The following is a 1,372-nucleotide window of genomic DNA, read 5'->3' on the forward strand; positions in this document are numbered from 1 at the left end:
CTGGACCATCGCGAAGGCGCTGCTGGGCTTCGAGCGCATCTTTCTCGGCAGCCCCAAGCAGTCGCAGTACGCGCTGGGCCAACTGGCGCGGCTGGCGCAGGCGCGGCGCCTGTTTGCCGACCCGGTGTTCGCGCAGCGCTTCGCGGCGCTGAGGCTCGACGTGCTCGACCTGTCGGCCGCCTACACGGGCTTCGCGAACATCGTGCGCGCCGGCAAGCCGCTGCCGGCTTCGGTGTCGCTGCTGAAGATCTGGGCGAGCGAGACCTATCACCGCATCGGCGCGCTGCTGGTCGAGGCCGGCGAAGAGCAGGGCGCCGTGGCCGGCGACCAGGTGCTCGACGGGCAGAGCTTCAACGTGCTCTCGCCGCTCATCGGCTCCACCGCCGCAATGATCTACGGCGGCACGAACGAGATACAGCGCAACATCCTCGCGCGGCAGGTGCTCGACCTGCCGGCCTGAGCGATGTAGCCGACGAAGAAATACACAACAGGAGACAACGCTCATGACATCGACTCACTTCTCGCGCCGCCACCTCATGGCCGCGATGGCAGGCAGCGCGGCGCTGGCTGCACTGCCGCATCGCGCCTTCGCGCAGCAGCCCCTACCGCCGCTCATCAAGCTGGTGGTCGGCTATTCCGCCGGCGGCCCGGTCGACGGCGCCGCGCGCCTGCTCGCGCCCGCGCTGAGCCAGGAGCTGGGCACGCAGGTCATCGTCGACAACCGTCCCGGCGCGGGAGGCTCGCTCGGTGCCGATCTGGTGGCCAGAAGCGCACCCGACGGCTACACCTTCCTGATCAGTGCGGCAGGCGTCATCTCCAACAGCATGATCAAGAAGTCCATTCCCTTCAAGGATGAGGACCTGGTGCCCGTGGTCATGATCGGCCTGGCGCCCTCGGTGGTGGTGGTGCCGGCCAATGCGCCGTACAAGGACCTGAAGGAGTTCGTTGCCGCGTCGAAGAAGGCCGGCAACGGCTTTCACTGGGCCACGGCGGGCGGGGTTGTGGGCACGATCGGCAGGAAGCCGGCACCGCCGCCTCCCCCACCGCCGCCACCACAGGCGGCAAGGATCAGCGAAATACCGATCGCGCAAACGACGGCACGAAACATCGAGGCAGGGCGCGTTTTGCGCATGGATTTGTCTCCGGCATGCGGCCTCGGTGGGCCGCTTTTTGAATAGGCGGCCGGACGATAGGTTCAGGGTGACTTAGGGTCAAATAAAATAACAAGGCACTCTTCATACGAAAAAAATATGGATATACGGGCACTGCGCTACTTCGCCGCCGTCGCGGAGACCGGCCACATGACGCGCGCGGCCGAGCAACTGGGCATCCAGCAACCGCCGCTCAGCCAGCAGATCAAGACGCTCGAGCG

2 protein-coding genes and 1 pseudogene are annotated in these 1,372 nt (G+C 66.4%); all 3 read left to right on the forward strand.

The features are described 5' to 3' along the window. Positions 1 to 460, forward strand: a 460-nt coding sequence (locus ACSFA3_RS23440; RefSeq protein WP_435507824.1) for an acyl-CoA dehydrogenase family protein, incomplete at its 5' end; no start/stop codon positions are given. Positions 461 to 503: 43 nt separating this feature from the next. Beyond that, positions 504 to 995: pseudogene (locus ACSFA3_RS23445) on the forward strand (tripartite tricarboxylate transporter substrate-binding protein); the annotation flags it as partial. A 255-nt stretch (positions 996 to 1,250) separates the two neighbouring features. Beyond that, the coding region (locus tag ACSFA3_RS23450; protein WP_435507825.1) for a LysR family transcriptional regulator at positions 1,251 to 1,372 on the forward strand (122 nt) is incomplete at its 3' end.

Source organism: Variovorax glucosi (assembly GCF_051216695.1).
GTDB lineage: Bacteria > Pseudomonadota > Gammaproteobacteria > Burkholderiales > Burkholderiaceae_C > Variovorax.